15 protein-coding genes are annotated in these 17,168 nt (G+C 71.6%); 8 read left to right on the top strand and 7 right to left on the bottom strand.

Annotated elements, in window-relative coordinates; genetic code table 11:
* Positions 1-7: 7 nt before the first annotated feature.
* Together ABZ906_RS27825 and ABZ906_RS27830 are read left to right on the top strand one after the other, a co-directional pair.
* Positions 8-1,255 carry an acetyl-CoA acetyltransferase gene (locus tag ABZ906_RS27825; protein WP_361387138.1) on the top strand — a complete coding sequence of 416 codons (1,248 nt, stop codon included), beginning with the start codon at positions 8-10 and terminating at the stop codon, positions 1,253-1,255.
* Between the two features lie 130 nt (positions 1,256-1,385).
* Positions 1,386-2,102, top strand: a complete 717-nt coding sequence (locus ABZ906_RS27830; protein WP_361387141.1) for a pyridoxal 5'-phosphate synthase — start codon at positions 1,386-1,388, stop codon at positions 2,100-2,102.
* Positions 2,103-2,147: 45 nt separating this feature from the next.
* Here the strand turns inward: ABZ906_RS27830 and ABZ906_RS27835 are convergent, their stop codons facing one another.
* Positions 2,148-3,026 carry a GNAT family N-acetyltransferase gene (locus ABZ906_RS27835; RefSeq protein ID WP_361387144.1) on the bottom strand — a complete coding sequence of 293 codons (879 nt, stop codon included), beginning with the start codon at positions 3,024-3,026 and terminating at the stop codon, positions 2,148-2,150.
* A gap of 57 nt (positions 3,027-3,083) precedes the next feature.
* Complete coding sequence (locus ABZ906_RS27840) at positions 3,084-3,521, bottom strand: Zn-ribbon domain-containing OB-fold protein (protein ID WP_361387147.1); 438 nt, start codon at positions 3,519-3,521, stop codon at positions 3,084-3,086.
* A gap of 229 nt (positions 3,522-3,750) precedes the next feature.
* On the opposite strand from ABZ906_RS27840, the gene ABZ906_RS27845 reads away from it, so the two are divergent.
* The 4 genes from ABZ906_RS27845 (at position 3,751) to ABZ906_RS27860 (ending at position 9,065) form a co-directional block, all read left to right on the top strand.
* On the top strand, positions 3,751-4,920 hold the full coding sequence (locus ABZ906_RS27845) for an NAD(P)/FAD-dependent oxidoreductase (RefSeq protein ID WP_361387150.1): 1,170 nt from the start codon (positions 3,751-3,753) through the stop codon (positions 4,918-4,920).
* 274 nt (positions 4,921-5,194) lie between these two features.
* Positions 5,195-7,420: an acetate--CoA ligase family protein gene (locus tag ABZ906_RS27850; RefSeq protein ID WP_361194638.1), complete on the top strand. Its 2,226-nt coding sequence runs from the start codon at positions 5,195-5,197 to the stop codon at positions 7,418-7,420.
* Positions 7,421-7,505: 85 nt separating this feature from the next.
* The gene (locus tag ABZ906_RS27855) at positions 7,506-8,354 is read left to right on the top strand and encodes an enoyl-CoA hydratase-related protein (RefSeq protein ID WP_361387153.1); all 849 of its coding nucleotides are present in this window, start codon (positions 7,506-7,508) and stop codon (positions 8,352-8,354) included.
* Positions 8,355-8,432: 78 nt separating this feature from the next.
* Positions 8,433-9,065: a flavin reductase family protein gene (locus ABZ906_RS27860; protein WP_361194635.1), complete on the top strand. Its 633-nt coding sequence runs from the start codon at positions 8,433-8,435 to the stop codon at positions 9,063-9,065.
* On the opposite strand, the gene ABZ906_RS27865 is transcribed toward ABZ906_RS27860, so the two are convergent.
* Positions 9,058-10,437 carry an MFS transporter gene (locus ABZ906_RS27865; protein ID WP_361387156.1) on the bottom strand — a complete coding sequence of 460 codons (1,380 nt, stop codon included), beginning with the start codon at positions 10,435-10,437 and terminating at the stop codon, positions 9,058-9,060. The two genes, ABZ906_RS27860 and ABZ906_RS27865, sit on opposite strands and share 8 nt — an antisense overlap.
* Positions 10,438-10,453: 16 nt before the next feature.
* Between ABZ906_RS27865 and ABZ906_RS27870 the strand changes: the two genes are divergently transcribed.
* The gene (locus ABZ906_RS27870) at positions 10,454-11,437 is read left to right on the top strand and encodes a helix-turn-helix domain-containing protein (RefSeq protein WP_361387158.1); all 984 of its coding nucleotides are present in this window, start codon (positions 10,454-10,456) and stop codon (positions 11,435-11,437) included.
* Between the two features lie 208 nt (positions 11,438-11,645).
* Here the strand turns inward: ABZ906_RS27870 and ABZ906_RS27875 are convergent, their stop codons facing one another.
* The 3 genes from ABZ906_RS27875 to ABZ906_RS27885 are packed head-to-tail and all read right to left on the bottom strand — an operon-like array spanning position 11,646 to position 14,928.
* Entirely contained in the window at positions 11,646-12,716 is a 1,071-nt protein-coding gene (locus ABZ906_RS27875) for a Zn-dependent alcohol dehydrogenase (protein ID WP_361387161.1), read from the bottom strand.
* A complete protein-coding gene (locus tag ABZ906_RS27880; RefSeq protein ID WP_361387164.1) occupies positions 12,713-14,002 on the bottom strand; it encodes an acyl-CoA dehydrogenase family protein in 1,290 nt (429 codons plus the stop codon). The genes ABZ906_RS27875 and ABZ906_RS27880 overlap by 4 nt, the downstream gene beginning before the upstream one ends.
* A 14-nt stretch (positions 14,003-14,016) precedes the next feature.
* Positions 14,017-14,928: an SDR family oxidoreductase gene (locus ABZ906_RS27885; RefSeq protein ID WP_361387167.1), complete on the bottom strand. Its 912-nt coding sequence runs from the start codon at positions 14,926-14,928 to the stop codon at positions 14,017-14,019.
* An 84-nt stretch (positions 14,929-15,012) separates the two neighbouring features.
* Between ABZ906_RS27885 and ABZ906_RS27890 the strand changes: the two genes are divergently transcribed.
* Positions 15,013-15,972, top strand: a complete 960-nt coding sequence (locus ABZ906_RS27890) for a cyclase family protein (RefSeq protein ID WP_361387169.1) — start codon at positions 15,013-15,015, stop codon at positions 15,970-15,972.
* A 371-nt stretch (positions 15,973-16,343) separates the two neighbouring features.
* On the opposite strand, the gene ABZ906_RS27895 is transcribed toward ABZ906_RS27890, so the two are convergent.
* The gene (locus ABZ906_RS27895; protein WP_361194626.1) at positions 16,344-16,859 is read right to left on the bottom strand and encodes an ATP-binding protein; all 516 of its coding nucleotides are present in this window, start codon (positions 16,857-16,859) and stop codon (positions 16,344-16,346) included.
* Positions 16,860-17,168: the final 309 nt, after the last annotated feature.

Consider the following 17,168-nt stretch of genomic DNA (forward strand, 5'->3'; position numbering starts at 1 on the left):
CAGATTTATGCCAACTCCCCTTCCTCCAAGCCCTTCCGGGGCTCAGTCGGGCACGGGCCCGGCGACCGGCCCGCGCAAGGTGGCCGTCGCCCGCCCGCGCAAGGTGGCCGTCGTCGGCATATCCCTCTCCGACTGCGGCCGCGTCGACGAGGCCACCCCCTACGCCCTGCACGCCCAGGCGGCCCGCCGCGCCCTGGCCGACTCGGGCCTGGGCCGCGAGGTCATCGACGGCATCGCGTCCGCGGGCCTCGGGACGCTCGCCCCGGTCGAGGTCGCCGAGTATCTGGGCCTGAAGCCGCGCTGGGTCGACTCCACCTCCGTGGGCGGTGCCACCTGGGAGGTCATGGCGGCGCACGCGGCGGACGCGATCGCCGCGGGCCGCGCGAACGCCGTGCTCCTCGTCTACGGATCGACGGCGCGGGCGGACATCAAGGCGAAGCGGCGCACCTCGAACCTCTCCTTCGGCGCACGAGGACCCCTCCAGTTCGAGGTCCCGTACGGCCACTCGCTGATCTCCAAGTACGCGATGGCCGCGCGCCGCCACATGCACGAGTACGGCACGACGCTCGAACAACTCGCCTCCGTGGCGGTACAGGCACGGGCGAACGCGGCGACCAATCCCGACGCGATGTACCGCACGCCGATCACGGTCGACGAGGTCCTGAGCGGCCCGATGATCGCGGACCCCTTCACCAAGCTGCACTGCTGCATACGTTCCGACGGCGGATGCGCGGTGCTCCTCGCGGCCGAGGAGTACGTGGCCGACTGCGCCTCGACGCCGGTCTGGGTGCTCGGCACCGGCGAGCACGTCTCGCACACGACGATGTCGGAGTGGGACGACTTCACGGTCTCCCCGGCGGCGGTCAGCGGCCGCCTCGCGTTCGAGCGGGCGGGGCTGCGCCCCGAGAACGTCGACGTGGCGGAGATCTACGACGCCTTCACCTATATGACCCTGGTGACGCTTGAGGACCTGGGTTTCTGCGCGAAGGGAGAGGGCGGCGCCTTCGTGGAGAAGGGCCGCCTGCTGCGGGACGGCGAACTCCCCACGAACACGGACGGCGGCGGCCTCTCGGCCCAGCATCCGGGGATGCGGGGCCTGTTCCTGCTCGTGGAGGCCGTACGGCAACTGCGGGGCGAGGCGGGCGAAGGCCGCCAGGTGCGCAAGGCGGGGGGAAGACTCCCGGAGGTGGCGGTGGCATCGGGGACGGGCGGCTGGTTCTGCTCTTCGGGGACGGTGGTGCTGGGGCGGGGGTGAGGGGGCACGGGGGGTGAGGGGGCTCGCAGGTGAGGGGGCTCGCGGGGTTTACGGGGCGGGCGGGGCTTGCACGGCGGGCGGGGCCTGCGGGGTCACCCCTGTGACACGGCCGCTCCCGTAGATTCGATGAATGAACGCCTCCGACGCCAGGCCCGACGACACGCGCCCCGACGACACCCGGCCCGATGACACCACCCACGGCCGCGCGCTCCTCCGCTCCCTCCGCGTATGGGACACCGAGCTGCCCCCGTTCGACCCGGAGACCGCCCCCGCCGCCCCGCTGCCCCTCTTCTGGCAGTGGTTCGTGGACGTGGCCGAGGCGGGCCAGGTCGAGCCGCACACCATGACCCTCGCGACGGCGGACGAGTCGGGCCGCCCCGACGTACGGACGCTGATGCTGCACGACGCCGACGAGTCCGGCTGGCACTTCGGCTCGCACGCGGGCAGCGCGAAGGGCCGCCAGCTCGCCGCACGCCCCGAGGCCGCGCTCGGGTTCTACTGGCCCGCGCAGGCCCGCCAGGTCCGCGTACGCGGCCGGGTCACGACCGCGAGCCCCGCCGAGAGCCGCGCCGATCTCGCCCGCCGATCGCCGGGCGCGCTGGCGTCGGCCCTGGTCGGCAGGCAGAGCGAGGTACTGCCGTCGTACGGAGACCTGGTGGCCGCTAGCCAGGCCGCCTGGGAACACGCCCAGGCCGAGCCGGACGCCCCCGCCCCGAGCTGGACGCTGTACGTACTCGAACCGATGGAGGTCGAGTTCTTCCAGGGAGACGCCCGGCGCCGCCACGTGCGGCTGCGCTACCGCAGGGAAGAGGACGGCGGCTGGGTCAGGGAGCTGCTGTGGCCGTGAGGGCCGGCGCGCAGACGACGGTGCACAGGCGGCGGCCCGCGGGCATCAGTGCGTGAAGTCGTACTGCGCGAAATCCCGTACCGGCCGGAACCCGAGGCGTTCGTAGAGGGCGGTGCTCGTGGCGTTGGCGGAGTCGGCGAAGAGGAGCACCTCCGATACTCCTTCGGCCAGTGCGGCGCGGCTGACCTCGGCCGTCGCGGCTCCCGCGTAGCCACGGCCGCGGTGTGCCGCGGGGGTGTAGACGGGGGCCACCCGGACCTGGTCCGCGACCCTGCGGGTGCGGCCCGCCATGGCCACGGGGGTGCCGTCGGGGGTTTCCCAGAGGGTGATGCCTCCGTAGGCGATGCGGGTGTCGGCCCAGGTGCCGGAGACCATCGCCCGCGGCTCGCCCATGGCCTCCCCGAACTCCCGGTGCCAGCGGATCAGCAGCTCCCGGTCCGCCTCGGTGACGACGCGGGCCGCACCCTGCGGGGCGGGGTCGGGCGGGGTGAGGGTGCCCAGGCGGTAGAGCCTGTCGTGGAAGGCGACTTCGGCGCTCGCCCCTGTGTGGCGCTGCCAGGCCCGCGCGAACGCCTCGGAGGTCTCCCGCTCGGTACCGACGCCGGTCAGCTTCTCGCCCGCGTCGACGAGCAGCGCGGCGAGGTCGTCGGCGGCGGTCTTGTCGGCGAGCGGGCTCAGGGCGAGCCGGTGCGGCGGGGTCCACACGAAGGCACCCTCCACGACGCCGTCGCCTGCGGCGCGTATGCCGAAGTGGGGTACGCCGTCCCCGTACACGGCTAGTCCCTGCGTGCGCAGGTTCTCGCAGGCGGTGAGCAGCACGGTGTGTGTGACGGGGTCGGAGTGCAGGAAGTCGGCGGCCCCGGCGAGGAACTGCTCCAGGTCGGGCGTCAACTGCCAGGTGGCGTACGGGTCTGAGGAGGCCATGACTCATACTCCCCCGCACCACGGCGTCAGCAGAAGCGCATTACGCCGCCGACCCGATCACCCCGCCCGCCGGAAGACCGGCACCGTCACCCCTTCGCCCGCCTCGCGGAACGTCACCTCAAGGGCCATCCCGATCCGCAGCCCGGCCTCCTCGCAGTCCACGATCTCCGTCATCATGCGCGGGCCTTCGGCGAGGTCGACGACCGCGGCGACGTACGGGACGCGGGAGCCGAACGGCGGCAGGTCGTTCCTGTGCACCACGGACCAGGTGTAGAGCGTGGCGTGGCCGCTCGCCCGCTCCCAGGCGCCCTCCTCGCTCCAGCAGTACGGGCAGAATTCGCGCGGGTAGTGATGCGCCCTGCCGCATCCGCCGCAGCGGCGGATCAGGAGCTCTCCCCGCGCGGCCGCTTCCCAGTAGGGGCGGGTGAACGCGTCGGGCTCGGGGAGGTCGAACCGCGGACCCCCGGCGCTCACGGTGTTCCCTGTGCTCCCCATGCTGCGTCCTCTTCCGGTTACAGGAAAGGTTTCTGACGGTACGTCAGTTCAACGCATGGCCGACCCGTGCGCAAGGGTCGTACGCAAGAGGCCGTACACGAGGCGGGTCCGCCTGCGTGCCGCGCAGCCCATGGACACGGGGCGCGCCGCCTACACCCGTGATCAATTCGCAACCGGTTTGGGGCTTGACCGTCCCCCATCAAGTGATCACGTGATTACTCTCAGGTTCATGGCCGACACCACTCCCCCACAAACGCCACACCAAGACCGCCCCGTATACGTCGTCGGGGGCGGACCCGGCGGCCTTTCCGTGGCGGCCGCCCTGCGTGCGCGAGGCGTACGCGCGGTCGTGCTCGAGAAGTCCGACCGGGTCGGCGCCTCCTGGCGAAAGCACTACGACCGCCTGCACCTGCACACGACACGACGCCTCTCCGCACTGCCGGGCCTCGCGATACCGCGCGCCTTCGGACGGTGGGTGTCACGTGACAACGTCGCCCGCTACCTGGAGAAGTACGCCGAATTCCACCAGTTGGAGATCGTCACCGGCGTCGAGGTCTCCCGCCTCGAGCGCGCCGCCGACGGCAACGGCTGGCTGCTGCACGCCACCGGCGGACGCGAACTGACCGGCAGCGCGGTGGTGATCGCCACCGGCTACAACCACACGCCCCACCTGCCGGACTGGCCGGGCCGCGACACGTACACGGGCGAACTCCTGCACGCCGGCACCTACCGCGAGCCCCGCCCCTACGAGGGCAAGGACGTCCTGGTCGTGGGCATCGGCAACACCGGCGCCGAGATCGCCGTCGACCTCGTCGAGGGCGGCGCCGCGCGCGTACGCCTCGCGGTGCGCACCGCGCCGCACATCGTCCGCCGCTCCACGGCGGGCTGGCCCGCGCAGCGCACCGGCATCCTCTGCCGCAGGCTGCCCGTCTCCGTCGTCGACCGCCTCGCGGGCCCGCTCGCGAAGGTGAGCGTCCCCGATCTGTCCGCGCAGGGGCTGCCGCGCCCCGAAACCGGCCTGTACTCCCGCGTCAACGAGGGCGCGATCCCGGTGCAGGACGTCGGCCTGATCGACGCCGTGCGCAAGGGCAAGATCGAGCCCGTCGCCGCCGTCGAGTCCTTCGAGGACGGCAAGGTCGTCCTGGCCGACGGCACCCGGATCTGCCCGGACGCGGTCATCGCCGCCACGGGCTACCGCCGCGCCCTGGAGCCGCTCCTCGGCGACCTCGGCGTACTCGACGCGAAGGGCACCCCGCTGGTCCGCGGCGCCCGCACCCCGAAGTCGGCCCCCGGCCTCTACTTCACCGGCTTCACCAACCCCATCAGCGGAATGCTCCGGGAAATGGCCCGCGACGCCGAGAAGATCGCCAAGGCAGTGGCAACCCGCAGGGGCCGCTAAGCCTCCGGGCCCCGCAAGGGGCGCGGGAAACTGCGCGACCAGCCACGACGGCGCCGCAGACAACCGACCCCACCGCCCGGGAAGACGCCCGTGGCCGGTACTGCTCCCTCCCGGCGGCTCCGCCCGCCGGAAGGGAGTAGCACCCCCCGAACCACGGGTAACGCTAAAGGGCAGCCCCAACTCTCTGCGTGCAGCGGTGTTCCTGACACAGCGTCAGTTCAGTAATCTGACTATGCGTCAGTTGCATTCCTTTCCCACAGGAGCGGGCGGACCGATGCTTGGATCGACTTACGGCACCTTCACCACCGACCCCCGCCGCGCGCATGTTGTGGCCTGCGGCGAAGCCCCGGCACCCGCCGTCCACGGACAGGCCGGCACGGCGGACGACCTGGACGTCAGCGGCCGTCCCCTGTACGCAGACATACCGGACCTGGACCGGTTCTTCCGCCCCGAGTCCGTCGCCGTCATCGGCGCGTCGGACGCCGAAGGCCGGCCGAACACCGGCATCACCCGCCAGCTCATGGACTGGGCCGAGCGGGGCGGCGCCCGGCTGCACCCCGTGCACCCCACCCGCCGGTCAGTCTTCGGCACCCCCTGCTTCTCCTCCGTCGCGGACCTGCCGGAACAGGTCGATCTGGCCGTACTCCTCGTCAGTGACCCCCTGCCCGTGATCGAGGAACTCGCCGAGTCCAAGGTGAAGTTCGCCGTCGCCTTCGCCTCCGGCTTCGCCGAGACCGGCGCCGAGGGCGCGGCCGCACAGGCCCGCCTGGCCGCCGCCGTGGAGCGCTCCGGGCTGCGGCTGCTCGGGCCCAACACCAACCTCAACGCCTTCGAGAAGTTCCGCGACGACCTCGAAGGACCGGCGATCGCCCTGATCACCCAGTCCGGCCACCAGGGCCGCCCCGTCTTCACGATGCAGGAGATCGGCGTACGCCTCTCGCACTGGGCGCCCACCGGCAACGAAGCCGACCTGGAGACCGCCGACTTCATCTCTTACTTCGCCGAGCGCCCCGAGGTCGGCGCCATCGCCTGCTACGTCGAGGGCCTCAAGGACGGCCGCTCCTTCCTGCTCGCCGCCGACCGCGCCGCCCAGCGCGGCGTGCCCGTCGTCGCGGTCAAGGTCGGCCGCACCGAGACCGGCGCCCGCATGGCCGCCTCACATACCGGCAAGCTCACCGGCGCCGACGCGGTCGTCGACGCGGCGATGCGGCAGTACGGCGTGATCCGTGTGGACGGGCTCGACGAGCTCCAGGACACCTCCGCCCTGTTCGCGCGGGCGCGGGCTCCGCAGGCCGAGGGCGTCGTCGTGTATTCGATCTCGGGCGGCACGGGCGCGCACTTCTCGGACCTGGCGACCGAGGCGGGGCTGCGGCTTCCCGCCCTCTCCGAGGCCAAGCAGGCGGAGCTCCACCAGTGGATACCGGACTACCTGAACGTCGCCAACCCCGTCGACAACGGCGGGCACCCGGTCGGCGACTGGCGCGGCCGGAAGATCATCGACGCGATCCTGGACGATCCGGAGGTGGGGGTGCTGATCTGCCCCATCACCGGGCCCTTCCCGCCGATGAGCGACAAGCTGGCGCAGGACCTGGTGGACGCGGCGGAGCAGACGGACAAACTGGTGTGCGTGGTGTGGGGCTCGCCCGTCGGCACCGAGGAGGCCTACCGCACGACGCTGCTCGGCTCCTCGCGGGTCGCCACCTTCCGCACCTTCGCCAACTGCATCACGGCGGTGCGCGCCTATCTGGACCACCACCGGTTCACCGCCCGCTACCGCTCCCCCTTCGCCGAGGCGCCGCGCACGCCCTCGCCGTCCTTCCGCAAGGCGCAGGCCCTGATGCGGCCCGGCCAGCAGCTGAGCGAGCACGCGGCGAAGCAGTTGCTGCGCGCGTACGGAATTCGCGTACCGCGCGAGCAGTTGGTGACCAGCGCGGCGGCTGCCGTGCGGGCGGCGGGGCTCGTCGGCTACCCCGTGGTGATGAAGGCGTCCGGGGCGCATCTCGCCCACAAGACCGAACTCGGCCTGGTGAAGGTCGGCCTCACCTCTGCCAGCCAGGTGCGCGACGCCTATCGGGAACTGACCGACATCGCCCGCTACGAAGGGATCGCCCTGGACGGCGTACTCGTCTGCCAGATGGTGGAGCGGGGCGTCGAGATGGTGGTCGGCGTGACGCACGACGAGCTGTTCGGGCCGACGGTGACGGTCGGGCTCGGCGGGGTCCTGGTCGAGGTGTTGCGGGACGTGGCCGTGCGGGTGCCGCCCTTCGGGGAGTCGCAGGCGCTCGCGATGCTCTCCGAGCTGCGCGGGCGGGCGTTGCTCGACGGGGTCCGGGGCGCGCCCCCGGCCGATGTCGACGCGCTCGTCGAGGTCGTGCTGCGGGTGCAGCGGATGGCTCTTGAGCTGGGTGACGAGCTGGCGGAGCTGGACATCAACCCCCTGATGGTGTTGCCACGGGGGCAGGGGGCCGTGGCTCTCGACGCGCTGGCCATCTGTCGGTGAGTGGGTCTTCAGGCCGCCGCTTCCCGGCGATTTCCTCCCGCCCACCCAACCGATCACCCCGCAGCGAAATGGAGTACCCCGCCCCATGACACCCTCCCCCGAAGCCGAAGCCGAAGCCGAAGCCGGAACCGGACCGACCGATCCCCTCGACTCATTGGTACTCCACGCCACTGACAACGCCGTCTCGTGGATCACCCTCAACCGGCCCGAAGCCATGAACGCCGTCACCTGGGACCAGCGCGAACGCGTCATCGCACTGCTCGCAGAGGCCTCCGCGGACCCCGCTGTCCGCGCCGTCGTGATCACCGCGACCGGCAAGGGCTTCTGCGCGGGCGCCGACCTGCGCGGAGCCCCCGCCACCGGCGAGCGCGTGCCCGGCGACGTGGCCCGCACGATCAGGCTGGGCGCCCAGCGCCTCATCTCCGCCGTGCTGGACTGCGAGAAGCCGGTGATCGCCGCGGTGAACGGGACCGCGGCCGGGATCGGCGCGCATCTCGCGCTTGCCTGCGATCTCGTCATCGCCGCCGAACAGGCCAAGTTCATCGAGGTGTTCGTGCGGCGGGGGCTCGTACCGGACGGGGGCGGGGCCTATCTGCTGCCGCGTCTCGTCGGACCCCAGCGGGCGAAGGAACTGATGTTCTTCGGCGACTCGCTGCCGGCCGCCGACGCCGAACGCCTCGGCCTCGTCAACCGCGTCGTACCCGCCGGTGAGCTGGAGAAGACCGCCCGCGCCTGGGCGCAGCGCCTGGCGAGCGGCCCGACCCGCGCCATCGCCATGACCAAGCAACTGGTCAACGCCTCCCTCGAATCGGACCGGGCGACGGCCTTCGCGGCGGAGGCCGCGGCCCAGGAGATCAACATGACGACGGCGGACGCGAACGAGGGCGTGGCGAGCTTCGTGGAGAGACGTTCACCGTCGTACGAGGGCCGCTGACGCCCCTCTTGGGCCCACGATGCGGCGCCTCCGCACCCCTTCCAATCTGACGACCCGTCAGCTTCAATGATTGATGTGATGGGACATGCAGGGATGGCGGCCACCGTCGTCCGATATCTCAGGTCGGTCGGAGCGCCGACCGCCACCGGCCCGGTCGAAGCCCTCCCGCGCCCGCAGTTGCGGGCGGTGGGCGACGACGAGCGGGCGCCGCTCGACGCGCGTGAATTCCGGCGCGTACTGGGGAACTTCGCGACCGGCGTGACCGTTGTCACGGCACCGGCATCCGAAGGCGATCCGGGCCCGGCCGGATTCGCCTGTCAGTCCTTCTCCTCGCTCTCCCTCGACCCGCCCCTCGTCTCGTTCATGGTCGCGCGTACGTCGACGACATGGCCGCGCATCGCCCGCGCGGGCGTCTTCTGCGTCAACGTCCTCGGCGCCGACCAGGGCGCCCTGTGCCGCGGCTTCGCGGTGAGCGGCGCCGACAAGTTCGCCGGCGTCGCGTACGACCCCGCGCCCGTCACCGGCTCGCCCCGCCTGGCCGGCGCACCGGCCTGGATCGACTGCACGATCCAGGCGGTGCACACCGGGGGCGACCACCTGATCGTGGTCGGCCGCGTGGACGCGCTCGGCGCCACCGACGACGGCGAACCGCTCCTGTTCCACCGCGGCCGGTTCGGCAGGTTCGAGGGATTCGACACCCTCGCTACGTGAGCGCGGACGGCGGCGGCACCGCCGCCTCGTCACGCACCCTGCGGATCACCAGCGCCATCAGCGCCGCCGCCGCGCACAGCGCCCCCGAGGCGATCCACATCACGTCGTACGACCCGAAGGCGTCCCGTACGACACCGCCGATGACGGCCACGAGCGCGGCACCCACCTGGTGCGAGGCGAGCACCCAGCCGAAGACGATGGCGCTGTCGTCGCCGTACTGCTCGCGGCACAGGGCCAGGGTCGGCGGCACGGTCGCCACCCAGTCGAGGCCGTAGAAGACGATGAAGAAGACCATCGGCGGGTGCACGGCCGAGTCGAGAAGGAGCGGCAGGAAGAGCAGCGAGACACCCCGGAGCGCGTAGTACACGGCGAGCAGCCGCCGCGCGTCGAAGCGGTCCGTGAACCAGCCGGACGCGACCGTGCCCACGACGTCGAAGACGCCGATGACGGCGAGGAGCGAGGCGGCGGCCGTGATCGGCATGCCGTGGTCGTGCGCGGCGGGCACGAAGTGCGTCTGGATCAGCCCGTTCGTCGAGGCGCCGCAGATGGCGAATGTCCCGGCGAGCAGCCAGAAGGGGCCGGTGCGGGCCGCCTTGAACAGCACGGTCACCGCACGCCGCGCGGCCCCCGTGGCGGGCGGCGGCTTCTCCACGAACTCGTCTGCCCCGTACGGCTTCAGGCCCACGTCCGCCGGATGGTCGCGCAGCAGCAGCCATACGAAGGGGACGACGGCGAGCGCGGCGAGGGCGACGGTCACCGCGGCGGGCCGCCAGTCGTGCGTCTCCACGATCCAGGAGAGCAGCGGCAGGAAGATCAACTGACCCGAGGCGGACGCGGCCGTCAGGATGCCGGTGACCAGGCCGCGCCGCGTGGTGAACCACCGGTTGGTGACGGTGGCGGCGAAGGCCAGCGCCATGGACCCCGAGCCGAGCCCGACGAGGAGCCCCCAGCACAGGAGCAGCTGCCAGGCCGACTGCATCCATACGGTGGCGCCGGCGCCGACCGCGATCACGACCAGGGCGACGGCCACGACCTTCCGGATGCCGAAGCGGTCCATGAGCGCGGCGGCGAACGGTGCGGTGAGCCCGTACAGCGCGAGGTTGATGGAGACCGCGAGGCCGATCGTGCCGCGCGACCAGTGGAATTCCTCGTGCAGCGGATCGATGAGGAGGCCCGGCAGGGACCGGAAGGCCGCGGCGCCGATGATCGTCACGAAGGTCACGGCGGCGACGAACCACGCGCGGTGGATACGACGCCGCCGCCTCGCCGCGTCCACGCCCTGCGCGGGCGCCGGCTGATTCACGTCTGTCTGGGTCACGACAACAGCATCCGGATTCCCGCATGCCCGAACGAGTGGCCCGAAAGACAGCATTAGCTAGAATCGGGCCATGGCCTCATCGACAGAGAACACCTGTCACCGCGTGGTGGTCCTGGCCATGGACGGTGTGATCCCGTTCGAGCTGGGCATCCCGCAGCGGATCTTCGGGCGCGCGCGGACCGCCGACGGGGAGCCGCTGTACGAGATCGTGACCGCCTCCGTCCGCCCGCCGGGCCCGGTGCGCTCGGACGCCGACTTCGCGATCCTCGTGGAGAACGGCCCGGAGTGCCTGGCGAGCGCCGACACGGTCGTGATCCCGGCTTCGTACGAGCTGGGCCCGGTCTACGAGGAAGGCCGCCTGACGGACGAACTGACGGCGGCCCTCGCGCACATCACACCTGGCACGCGCCTCATCTCCATCTGCACGGGCGGCTACGTCCTCGCCGCCGCGGGCTACCTCGACGGTCGTACGGCGACGACGCACTGGGCGTCGGCCGAGCACTTCCAGCGCCTCTTCCCTCAGGTCACGGTGGACGCGGAGGTGCTGTTCATCGACGACGGGGACGTGCTCACGTCGGCGGGGGTCGCGGCGGGGCTCGACCTCTGCCTCCATGTCGTACGCGGCGACCACGGCTCTGCGGTCGCGAACGACGTGGCCCGCCGTACGGTGGTGCCGCCGCATCGCGACGGGGGCCAGGCCCAGTACATCCAACGCCCTGTCCCGGAGCCCCAGTTCGCCACGACCACCTCGGCGCGGGCGTGGGCCCTTGCCCACCTCCACGAGCCGATCCAGCTCCGCGACATGGCGGAGCAGGAATCCATGTCCGTACGCACCTTCACGCGCCGTTTCCGCGAGGAGGTGGGGATCAGCCCCGGCCAGTGGCTCGCGCAGCAGCGGGTGGAGCGGGCGCGGCACCTCCTGGAGTCCAGCGACCTCTCCGTCGACCAGGTCTCCCGCGACGCGGGCTTCGGCACACCCCAGTCCATGCGGCAGCACTTGCAAGCGGCCCTGGGCGTAACCCCCACGACCTACCGCCGAACCTTCCTGCGGTAACCCCCGGGACCACCCCATGTCCCCCCGCACCAGCCATTGCCTGCGGCGCCAACACACGCCGTGACCACGCCCGGCACGCACCCGCACCCGGCATCGGACGAACCCGAACCCACCCCGCACCCGCACCCGGCACCCGGCACCCGGCACGGAACCGCCCCCACAGTCCACCACCCCGCCCGCCCCCGCAAAACGCCCCCGGCGAGACCCCTCAGAACGTCAGCACCCCCCGAGCCACCCGCCCCGCCTCCGCATCCCCCACCGCCTTGGTGAAGTCCTCCACCGGATAGACCTCCGTCACCAACTCGTCCAGGAGCAACCGCCCCTCCCGATACAGCTCCGCATACAACGCGAAGTCCCTCTGCGGCCGCGCCGACCCGTACCGGCAGCCCAGGATCGACTTGTCCAGGAACAGCGACGAGACCAGGAACGACGCCTCGGCCGTGGCCGGCGGCACCCCGAGGAGGATCGCCTGGCCGTGCCGGTCGAGGAGATCGATCGCCTGCCGGATCAGCTCGATCCGCCCCACGCACTCGAAGACATGGTCCGCCCCCGTCGGCAACAGCTCCCGCACACCCTCCTCCCCCACGGACGAGAAGAAGTGCGTCGCACCGAACTGCCGCGCAACCCCCTCCTTCCCGGGATTCGCGTCGACCGCCACGATCCGCGTCGCCCCGGCGATCCGCGCCCCCTGCAGCACGTTCAGACCGATGCCCCCGGTCCCGATCACCACCACGCTGTCCCCGCGGTCGACCTTCGCCCGGTTCAGGGCGGCGCCGACCCCCGTCACCACCCCGCATCCGATCAACGCGGCCGACGTCAGCGGAATGTCCCGGGGAATCCGCACCGCCTGCACGGCCTTGACCACCGTGCGCTCGGCGAACGCGGAGTTCGCCGCGAACTGATAGACCGGCGCACCGCCCCGCGAGAACGGCTGGTCCGGCATCCCGATCGCCCGCCGGCACATCGTCGGCCGCCCCCGGTTGCACTCCCCGCACGTCCCGCAGCTGGCGATGGTCGAAAGGGCCACATGATCCCCCGCCTCCACATGCGTCACCCCCGCACCGACCGCCTCCACCACCCCCGCCCCTTCATGCCCGAGCACCACCGGCGAGGGAAAGGGAATGGTCCCGTCGATCACGGACAGGTCGCTGTGGCACAACCCGGCGGCGGCGACGGCGACCAGCACCTCCCCCGGCCCCGGATCCCGCACCTCCAGGTCGTCGACGACCTCGACCCTGCTCCCCTCGGCCCTGCTCCTGTCGAAAACGACACCCCTCATCGCGCCTCCCTCGGCAGGCCGAGCACGCGCTCGGCGATGATGTTCCGCTGAATCTCGTCCGAGCCGCCGTAGATGGTGTCGGCCCGCGTGAAGAGGAAAAGCCGCTGGAGCGCGTCCAGTTCGTACGGGGCGTCCTCGCTCCAGTCGGCGGGCCCCACCGCGGCCGCGGCCCCCCGCACCTCCATGGCCAGCTCCCCGAGCCGCTGATGCCACCCGCCCCACAGCAACTTGGCCACACTCGGCGCCCCCGAGTCCGCACCCCCACCCGAACCCGAACCTGCACCCCCACCCGCACCCGCACGCCCACCCGAACTCCCCAACGTACGCAGCGCGTTCCACCGCATGACCCGCAGCTCCGCCCACTGCCGCACAAGCCGCTCCCGCAGCACCGGATCACCCACGGCCCCGCTCGCGACGGCCTCCCGGACCACGCCCCCCAACTCCTCCGCGAACCCGATCTGCTGGACGAGCGTGGAGACCCCCCGCTCGAACCCGAGGAGCCCCATGGCGACCCGCCACCCGTTGCCGGCACCGCCCACCACGTGCGAGGCACGGGCGATCGCCCCGTCGAAGAAGACCTCGTTGAACTCGCTCGTCCCCGTCATCTGCCGTATGGGCCGCACCTCGATGCGCCCGGGCTGGTCCATCGGCACGAGCAGGAAGGAAATCCCCCGGTGGCCACGGGACCCCGCCTCCGTCCGCGCGAGCACGAAACACCAGTCCGCGTCGTGTGCGAGCGAGGTCCAGATCTTCTGCCCGGTGATGCGGTACGCGTCACCGTCCCGCACCGCCGCCGTCCGCAGCCCCGCCAGGTCAGACCCGGCGCCGGGCTCGCTGTACCCCTGGCACCACAGCGCCTCGCCGCGCGCGATCGGCGGCAGGAACTCGTCCCGCTGCTCCTGCGTGCCGTACGCCAGGAGCGTCGGGGCGAGCAGATTCTCGCCGATGTGCCCATGACGTCCGGGCGCCCGGGCCCGCGCGTACTCCTCGGCCCAGACGACCTGCTGGGTCAGCGTCGCCCGCCGATTCCCGTACGCCCCCACCCCGGACCCCGAGCCCACCCCGGACCCCGGCCCCGACCCCAACCCCGAATCCCACCCGATCCCGATCCACCCACCCCGCCCCAACTCCCGCTCCCAGGAACGGCGTTCCGTCACCCCCTCGTGCTCGCTGCCAGGCCCGCCCCGCCCCACCGCACCCGCGAACGCCCCCGTCAGATGTTCGGCGAGCCACGCCCGCGCCTCCGCACGGAACTCCTCGTCCCCGGCGCCGAATCCGAACTCCACCGCCCGGCCCCGGCCTACGCGTTGGGCCGGTCTTTGGCCGCGGCGGCCTTCGCCATCGCCTCCAGCTGCGCCAGCATCGGCATCGGGTCGACCCCCACCGTCCCCGGCAGGAAGTCGGCGATCTTCTCCGGGGTCCAGCCGCCCTCGACGTAACCGGCCCGCAGCTCACGGGGCTGCGCCCACACCGCGATCTTCGGGCCCGCGACCGTATAGACCTGCCCGGTGATCTTCTCCGCCCTGGCCCGCTCGCTCAGCAGATAGACGACCAGGGCGGCCACGTCCTCCGGCTCCCCGATCTCCTTCAGCTCCATGGGCACGTTGGCGGACATCCGGGTCCGCGCGACCGGCGCGACCGCGTTGGCGGTCACCCCGTACTTGTGCAGGCCGAGCGCCGCGCTGCGCACCAGGGAGATGATCCCGCCCTTGGCCGCGCTGTAGTTGGCCTGCGCGACCGAACCCTGGTGGTTGCCGCTGGTGAAGCCGATCAGCGTGCCCGTGCCCTGTTTGCGCATGACCGCCGACGCGGCCCTGAAGACGGTGAACGTGCCCTTCAGGTGGGTGGCGACCACCGGGTCCCACTCCTGCTCGGACATGTTGAAGAGCATCCGCTCGCGCAGGATCCCGGCGACGCACACCACGCCGTCGATGCGCCCGAACTCGGCGAGCGCGATGTCCACGATCCGCTGGCCGCCCGTCATGGTGGAGATGTCGTCGGCGACGGCGACGGCCTCGCCGCCCGCCGCCTGGATCTCCTTGACCACGCCGTCGGCTATCTCACTGGTCGGTTCCGCGCCCTCCATGGAGACGCCGTAGTCGTTCACGACGACCTTCGCGCCCTCGGCTGCGGCGGCGAGCGCGACCGCCCTGCCGATGCCGCGTCCGGCACCGGTCACGGCCACCACCTTGCCTGCCAAGAAGTTCCCCACGTCCGGCCCCTTCCCGCGGTTTCTGACGGACCGTTAGATTCTATGACCCGTCAGATACCGGAAGACAAGCCCCGCGGAGGACCCATGTCAGACTCGGCATCCACCACGACGGCGGGATCGGCCCTTCCGCCCGAGTTCCACGACATCGCCAAACGCGTCAACAACTGGGGCCGTTGGGGCGCGGACGACGAGATCGGCACCCTCAACCTCATCACCGACGAGGTCGTGCGCGAGGCCGCCGTCGGCATTCGCACCGGCCGCCGCATCCCGCTCGCGCTGCCCCTCAAAGAGGACGGCGTCCAGACGGGCCTGATACCCGGCCGGATCAACCCGCTGCACACGATGGTGCAGATCAACCAGGAGCTCTTCGGTCCCGGCACGGTCGCCACCAGCGATGACGCGGTCACGATGGGCCTCCAAACGGCCACCCACTGGGACGCCCTCACCCACGCCTCGCACTCGGGGAAGATCTACAACGGCCGCCCGGCGGAGACCATCACCGCCCACACCGGCGCCCGGTTCAGCGGCATCGACAAGGTGGCGCACCTCGTCTCGCGCGGCGTCCTGCTCGACGTCGCCCGCGCCAAGGGCGTCGACCGGCTGCCCGGTGACCACGCCGTCACCCCCGAAGACCTCGCCGAGGCCGAGGAGTTCGCGGGGCTCACGGTCCGCGCCGGCGACATCGTCCTCGTGCGGACCGGGCAGATCCAGACCTATCTCGCGGGCGACAAGCACGCGTACGGCTATCCGTCCCCGGGTCTCTCGGTCCACACCCCGGAGTGGTTCCACGCACGCGATGTGGCGGCGGTCGCCAACGACACCCTGACCTTCGAGATCTTCCCGCCCGAGATCGAGAACCTGTGGCTGCCCGTGCACGCGCTGCACCTGGTCGAGATGGGGATGTTGCAGGGCCAGAACTGGAATCTGGAAAAGTTGTCCACAGCCTGTGCAGAAGTTTCGCGCTACAGCTTCCTGCTCTCCGCGATGCCCGAGCCGTTCATCGGCGGCACGGGAACACCCGTGGCTCCGGTCGCGCTGCTGTGAGTCCCCCGGGATGCGGCAGGGTCTTGAGCCTTGGGATGGCGGCGCCCCGGCGTCCCGCGCCCGCCCCGAGCGCGTTGCCGCGCGCCGCCATCCGGCTCCCGGCGCTCGAGTCCTGCCCTCTGAGGCCACGAAGGGACCGGCGCCGACGGCGACCCACATCTCGTCAAGGGCCGGGCCACAGACCACCGTCCCTCGACGTCCCCTCGCGGCGAATCGCTGCACATAAGCGTGATCAATCGGACACGGTACGTCAACACCCGTCCGGTGATTAATGAATTATGCCGCTTTTGTACCGACCGCGCACGGCCGCGCATCGGGGCACGGGACGGCGCATGCGGGCGCCCGTCACCGGCATGCGGGACACGCGGGGCTCAGACGGCCTCGTACGCCACGTCCTCGTACGTCGTCCCGTCGAACGTGACCGCCCCGACCCTGGAGTCCGACTCGCAGCGGTCCACCTCGCACCAGATGCTCTTGCCCGCGCCTTCGGTCTGCCAGCCCCAGCGGTCGGCGAGGCCGTCGACGAGTTCGAGGCCGCGGCCGTTGGTCGCGTCACCGTCCGCGTGCCGCGGTTTCGGCGGCCGCGCGCTGGTGTCGGCGACCTCGACCCGGACCGTCCCGGATCCCGCCGGTGCGCTTCCGGCGGCCCCCGCGGCATCCGCCGCCACGTCGGGGGCGTCCGGGAGCCGCATGCGCAGTACGGCCGGACAGCCCGTATGCACCACCGCGTTGGTGACAAGCTCCGAGATCAGCAGGATCAGCGTCTCGGCCAGTGGCTCGTCGACCTCTATCCCGGAACCCGCGAGGCGCGAGCGCGCCCACCTCCGGGCCCGTCCCACCTCTGCGGGGTCGGGCCTGACTTCCAGCTGAACATGAAGCACCTGCACCGCTCACACCATCCGAACCGGCGGACACATCGCCTCGCGACTCCAAGGGGTCACGGAACGTGATCCCCTTGAGAGACAGCATGGTTGACGTTCAGTCACCCCAACAAGCGCTTCAGGCATATTCCAGCGCGAAGGAGTACGCGTGCGGCATACTGTGCGACGCGCACCGCGGGGGGTCGAACAGGCGGGCATATAGCCCCTTCCTGCACTGCGAACGGTACGCATCGCCGGGCCCGGCGCCGCCTCAGTGGCAGCACCGGCATGGCTCGACCTCAGAACCACTCGCATCTCAGACAAGGTACCGGAGCG

It is taken from the genome of Streptomyces sp. NPDC046925 (genome assembly GCF_040644915.1).
Taxonomy (GTDB): Bacteria; Actinomycetota; Actinomycetes; order Streptomycetales; family Streptomycetaceae; genus Streptomyces.